The following is a 6,266-nucleotide window of genomic DNA, read 5'->3' on the forward strand; positions in this document are numbered from 1 at the left end:
TTTTTTTACCTCCATATGATTTTAAATTTTATTTTTGAGTATACTATACTTTTTTTTAGTTAACTAATTTTATTTAAAATATTTAAGTATATAAACCTAAGCCTAATATTTAGATAAAAAAATAATATAAAAAAAAGAGTATAATAAAGGGGGGAAGTAATTTCCCTAAATTAAAATGATCTATAATAGCTTACACCATGTGTTCCAATTGCCATACCAGATCTGTGACGATCAGAACTACGTCTTGATTGATCTTCTATATCTTCAAGTGCATACTGTTGTTGTTTATCATCATGCTCTTGTCTTTGCTGTTCATAATCATCAAAGTATGATTTTTCCTCAGCTGTAAGATCATCATCATATACTTCAAGACGTCTTAGCTTATTGTGATCTGCATCATAAATAGCAGTTGTGAAGTATTCAAATCCTAGTTCATCATTTGTATTTTTATGTCCATCTACATAGATAGGTCCTTTAAATTTAAATGAACGATGAGTATACTTTGCAAGTGCACGTACATTTGAATCAACAACACTATATGTATGATTTGAATTTGAATCCTTAATTATAAGTCTTTTAAGTCCCATATCACCCTTATATACTGATGTGTTTTCATCAGAATACTGGAATGTTAACTCACCAGGTGTAACTTCCCATTGTGTAATTTCCTCAAGTGCACATACAGATGATAGTGTACTAAGTAGCATTACAGACATTATAGATATTACTATAAGTTTCTTATACATATGAGATTCATCCTCCTATTTAGTTTTATTTAAAGCCTTTAATTTGCTTATTATATATAGATAAGTTTATTTAAGTATAATAAGTTAATTAAAATGCAAATAAAAAAGTAAGTTTCTTTTTCTACATTTTTCTAAAAAAAAGAAAAGTTGTAGGAAAAAAAATGGAAGATTAAGAATTTTTCAACTATATTTTTATATTTTGTGTAATCTAGCTTAGTAGATGTATTTCATCATCATTTTTTTAAGAAATGTTTTTTTAATATCCATTTAAATCAATCCCCTTAATTTTATTATAATCCATCTAAAAATAAAATTTTTACTTATTGTGTTTTTGTTCTCTACATATAGTATGTAGTTAGTTTTATTTATAGTTTTAATAGGTGTTTGTATATACAATGTTTAATAATATGTGTAAAATATTAAAAATATACATAAAATAATAACTAAGTTAATATTATACTATACAAACACATAAAATATCACTAAAATCATAGAATAATTAATAAAAAAAATAATAAAAAAATAGAAAAAATACAAAAAAACCATATAAAACTTACAAATAATAGTAAAAATAATTAAAAAAAGGCTCCAGAGTCCTTCTTTTTGTTCTTATTTATAATAAAACTTATCTAAAAATAAAAATAAATATAATAACAAAGACAATAACATAAATATGACAATATAATGGGTGATTTATAATGAAATATGAACAAATTCCAAATACTAACATAAAACTAAGCCAACTAACATTTGGAGGAGAATGGGTAGGTGAGCTAACCCAAGAGCAAACCAACGACCTAATGAAACACTGCCATGAGTGTGGTATTAACATGCTTGATTGTTGGATGTCAGATCCCAAGATACGAGACAAGCTAGGAATAGCAATGGAAGGAATGCGTGATGACTTCTACATCCAAGGACACATCGGTGCAACATGGCAAAATGGACAATATAAAAGAACACGTGAAATTACCCACGTTAAAGAAGCATTCAAAGATCTACTAATGCGTCTGAAAACTGACTACATAGACTTTGGAATGATCCACTACGTAGATGAGGTAAGTGAATATGATGAAATAATGCAGGGAGGAGAATACCTCGACTATGTATACAAGCTAAAAAGTGAAGGAACAATACATCATATAGGACTAAGTACACATAACCCACGTGTTGCAATAAAAGCAGCAGAAAATCCTGACATAGAATTAATACTCTTCAGCCTTAATCCTGCATATGATATAATGCCACCAACAGAAAATATAGAAGACTACATAGATACAAAAAAATATGAAAACCTCGCAGGACTAAACCCTGAACGTGAAATGCTATATGAAAAATGCCTCGAAACACAAACACCAATAGTTGTAATGAAAGCATTCTCAGGAGGAAGACTACTTGATACAAAAGATTCACCATTTGATGTAGCATTCACACCACTAGAATGTATAGCATATGCACTTGATGTTAAACCAGCGGTATCTGTATGTGTAGGATACAAATCAACAGATGAAGTAGATGATACACTACGATACTTCACAGTAGATCCATCAGAACTTGATTACATCTCAAAGATGCAGAAAATGGATGCACACTCATTTGAAGGAACATGCACCTACTGTGGCCACTGCCTTCCATGTCCACAAAACATAGACATTGCAATGGTAAGTAAACTATATGACCTTGCAACAATAGATGATGACATCCCCGAATCAATACGAGAACATTATGATAACCTAACTGTACATGCATCAGATTGTATAAAATGTATGCAATGCCACAAACAATGCCCATTTAATGTAGATATAGTAGAAATAATGACAAAAGCTGAAAAACTATTTGGATACTAAAATTATAATTACAAAATACAATATAAATAATAATATAAAAAATATTTAAAGGGTCTAATGTTATTATGAATAAAGAAGTAAACAAAACAATACAATGTAGCCTTGAAGCAGTCGAAAGCTACGACTTTCCAAAAGATGAACCATTTAACCTACAAGTACCAATAGATGGCGTAATGTATGAATTTATGATTCATCTAAAAGAAAACAGTGACAAAATACTAGTACTAGCATCAGGAAAAATACAAGAAAAAACACAACATGACAGAAGCAAGCCCTACTACCAGAGAAGCAAATGGTACTTTGATGAATCAACAATATACTTCAACGACCCAACACTATACATAGACGATGACATAACAACAGGATGGGCAATAGGAACCAAGGACGACTGGTACCTAGAAAAAATTGCCGAAATAATCAAAAAAATAGCAAAAAACCTCTTCAAATACAACATAGATGATGAATATGGAAACCTCCTTTTCTATGGAAGTATGTCAGGAGGATTTATGGCAATCATGCTATCAATACTAGTGGAAAACTCCATATCAATAGCAGAAATGCCACACCTTGAAGTATTCAGGACAAACCAAAGACCACTACTAAATCACATCTTCAAAAACATGTCAATAAAACAAATACACGACCAATACGAAGACCGCCTAAATGTGCTAGAGTTAATTAAGAAAACAAAATACATACCAAAAACATTTCTAATAATAGACTACAATGTAAATGAAGAACTAAACAATGACTACATAACATTCCTCAACCAAATAACACAACTACCACAAATAGAATCCAAATATGAAAATCGCATAACAGTCGAATTTAAATCAACACAAAAAGGACAACACCTACTAAAACCATGGCAACTGCGAGAGTTCATATCAAACATACACAAAATACGTGATAAAAACTACTATGACTCATCAACAATGCAAAGACAAAAACTCGAAATACAAGATGCAAAAGTAGAAAAATATGAAAAAGACCTAAAAGAACAAATCAGTGAAATAACACGAAACAACAAAGAAATAGAACAATACAAAAAACAACTAAACACACACATAAAACAAATACAAGAAAATGACAAACAAATAAAACAATACCAAGAAGAAATAGAACAACAAAAACAGAAAATCGATGAAAACAACCACATACTAAACCAATACAAACACGACCAAGAAGAAGTCATAAACAAACAAAAAACACAACTCACACAAAAAGATGACATAATCAATGAACAAATACAAACAATAACAGATAAGGACATGGAAATACAACACAACAAAGAAGAAATCCACCAAAAACAAGATGCTATAATAAAACTCCAAAAAGAAAACAAGGCAAAAAACATCTACCTCAAAAAATATGAAAAACAAATACGTGATGATAAAACAACACAGCAATACATACACTTCACTGGTAAATTTAAAAAGAAACTACTAAGACCACTACCATACCTATACATACTACTAAAAGCAAAAGACAAACTCAAATCACTCAAAATATACAGACAACTTGTAAAAATAGACAATAACTACTTCGATGTAGGATACTACCTGAACTCAAATAAAGACGTAGAACGCAAGAAATGGTGTAAAATACTAACACCACAAACACACTATATGGTCTTTGGAATACGAGAAAAAAGAAAACCCTCACAAAACATAGATGCAGCACGAAGCATAGATGAAATACTAGATAAAATATAATCACCTCTCCACATCCCCATTTTATTAAAATAACAATTTCTTTTTATGTAAAAATAGCTTTAAATTTATTAAATACAAAAATTAAATAAATAAATATACACACAACTTTTTTTAGAGGAATGATTTATAAAATGAAACAAAAAAATAAAATAATAGCAATACTACTCGTAGCACTACTTGCAACAACAATGCTAGGAGCAGCAACAGCAGCAGTAGATGCAAAAAAAGTAAAAGATACAAAAACAGTAAATAACGTACTAAAACTAGCAGACAACATACACACAAAACCACTATATGATGGACAACTACTAAAAGTAGACAAAAACAAAACACTAACCAAAGTAAAAGAAAACAAAATAGAAAAACTAAACACAGGAGCATACCTCCAAAAAGTAAACTACAAACAAATCAGTGAAATACTCAAAAAATCAAAAACAACACACACACTCAAAGAAGATAAAATACCAAAATACAAAGGAAACATACCAGGAATTTAGAATATAAAAATAAAAAACTTAACCTCCCCTATATAAACACCCATTTAAAATATATAACAACTGTTTTTAAGAAAGAAAATTAAAAAAAAATAGAAAGGATGGGGAATAATTTAAGATACTGCATCTTTAATTTGATATGCATCAGTTGCATTATCATCATAACTTATTTCTGTACCATTAGGATAATATACATGATTTATAACATGTGCATTTTCATTTACACCAACAGTATCATTATAATATGTAAACATGAAATCTGCTCCACGTTTATACTGGAAGTTAGCATAATCACAATCTCTATGTTCACCTGTTACATCAGGAAGAATATGTGAATGTTTACTTAAATAATAATATACCTTAAGAGTATTAGGATCAATTTTTCCAATCTTTTCTGCAAGAGACATACTCATATAATACACAGTACCATTTTCATCAACAACAGCAAAATTAGCATCATCTTTACCAGCAGGAAGATTATCACCATAAAATGACATATTCTCACTAAAAAATATAGAAGGAGGTGTTATTTAAGTAATTTATACTCTCTTCTTACCCGTAGTATATTCAAAAATAAGGGATTTCTTATAATCTTCAAGTTCTGAAATTAAATTCTCTTTATTGGAGATGATATTATCAATAGAATTAATTTTACTATCAAGATATTCTACTATTTTCTTCTGTTCAGATAGTGGTGGTAGAAGAACTGGTAATTTCTTTAATAACTCCTGACTTAATGAAACACGTGTAACAAGATTCATTTCTTTTATAAAATAATTTCTATGAATATTACTTCTAAAATAATACTTAGAAAATTCAGGTAATAATCTATTCATATTATAAGGTCTGAATCTAATAAGAAATCCAGCAAAAGTAGCATTATCTATACTACTAAGACATGTAGATGAAAATGCAACTTCCTCTTTAGTTTCGGATGTTCTGGTAAAAAATACATCACCATACTCCACACTATATGTATCTCTTTCTTTTTGAGAAGACTCAACAAGACCACAAACAGCTGATGGTAATTCATAATTTTTATATACATCAGAATAACTAACAAAAGCAAAACCAGAACCAAAATATTTAGCACCTTTACTAATACCATTAATACAACTACCAAGATATTTTAATGGAACAACATCCCAATGAGAAGGAATAACACCAAGATAACCAAAACCACTATCTTTCATTTCTACATCAGGATTTAGTCCACATGTTACTGTTTGTGTTATTAGTGCTGTTTTATAACTTTCATATTCTTCTATTAGATTTTGTGTATTAGTAATTAGTTTATCAATACTTTCTATTTCATTATCAAGGAAGTCTGCTATTTTTCTTTGTTCATTAAGGGAAGGAGTTGGTATTTGTTGTGATAGTAAATTTTCAAATGATATTCTTAAGCGTATTTCCAGTATTCCATTTGCATATCGTCTTAATTGTTTTTGAAATGATTCTGTTTGA

General features: G+C 29.3%; 6 protein-coding genes. 3 read left to right on the forward strand and 3 right to left on the reverse strand.

The genetic code is table 11. From position 1 onward, the window contains the following. Positions 1-170: 170 nt before the first annotated feature. Complete coding sequence (locus MRZ80_RS00680) at positions 171-746, reverse strand: hypothetical protein (RefSeq protein ID WP_292535202.1); 576 nt, start codon at positions 744-746, stop codon at positions 171-173. A 698-nt stretch (positions 747-1,444) separates the two neighbouring features. On the opposite strand from MRZ80_RS00680, the gene MRZ80_RS00685 reads away from it, so the two are divergent. The 3 genes from MRZ80_RS00685 (at position 1,445) to MRZ80_RS00695 (ending at position 4,805) form a co-directional block, all read left to right on the forward strand. Continuing rightward, positions 1,445-2,593 (forward strand): aldo/keto reductase, encoded by a 1,149-nt coding sequence (locus tag MRZ80_RS00685; protein ID WP_292535204.1) that lies wholly within the window; start codon positions 1,445-1,447, stop codon positions 2,591-2,593. A 65-nt stretch (positions 2,594-2,658) separates the two neighbouring features. Continuing rightward, positions 2,659-4,308 carry a hypothetical protein gene (locus MRZ80_RS00690; protein ID WP_292535206.1) on the forward strand — a complete coding sequence of 550 codons (1,650 nt, stop codon included), beginning with the start codon at positions 2,659-2,661 and terminating at the stop codon, positions 4,306-4,308. 131 nt (positions 4,309-4,439) lie between these two features. Continuing rightward, a complete protein-coding gene (locus tag MRZ80_RS00695) occupies positions 4,440-4,805 on the forward strand; it encodes a hypothetical protein (RefSeq protein ID WP_292535208.1) in 366 nt (121 codons plus the stop codon). 110 nt (positions 4,806-4,915) lie between these two features. Here MRZ80_RS00695 and MRZ80_RS00700 read toward each other — a convergent pair whose 3' ends face one another. Then, a complete protein-coding gene (locus MRZ80_RS00700; RefSeq protein ID WP_292535209.1) occupies positions 4,916-5,299 on the reverse strand; it encodes a hypothetical protein in 384 nt (127 codons plus the stop codon). Positions 5,300-5,341: 42 nt separating this feature from the next. Further along, positions 5,342-6,266 (reverse strand): restriction endonuclease subunit S (locus tag MRZ80_RS00705; protein ID WP_292535210.1); only part of this gene is annotated, 925 nt, incomplete at its 5' end.

The sequence above is a fragment of the Methanosphaera sp. genome (assembly GCF_022768985.1).
Taxonomy (GTDB): Archaea; Methanobacteriota; Methanobacteria; order Methanobacteriales; family Methanobacteriaceae; genus Methanosphaera.

Coding starts and splice junctions, on each gene's coding strand:
- MRZ80_RS00680 (WP_292535202.1), bottom strand. CDS start 746: ATGTATAAGAAACTTATAGTAATATCTATAATGTCTGTAATGCTACTT.
- MRZ80_RS00685 (WP_292535204.1), top strand. CDS start 1,445: ATGAAATATGAACAAATTCCAAATACTAACATAAAACTAAGCCAACTA.
- MRZ80_RS00690 (WP_292535206.1), top strand. CDS start 2,659: ATGAATAAAGAAGTAAACAAAACAATACAATGTAGCCTTGAAGCAGTC.
- MRZ80_RS00695 (WP_292535208.1), top strand. CDS start 4,440: ATGAAACAAAAAAATAAAATAATAGCAATACTACTCGTAGCACTACTT.
- MRZ80_RS00700 (WP_292535209.1), bottom strand. CDS start 5,299: ATGTCATTTTATGGTGATAATCTTCCTGCTGGTAAAGATGATGCTAAT.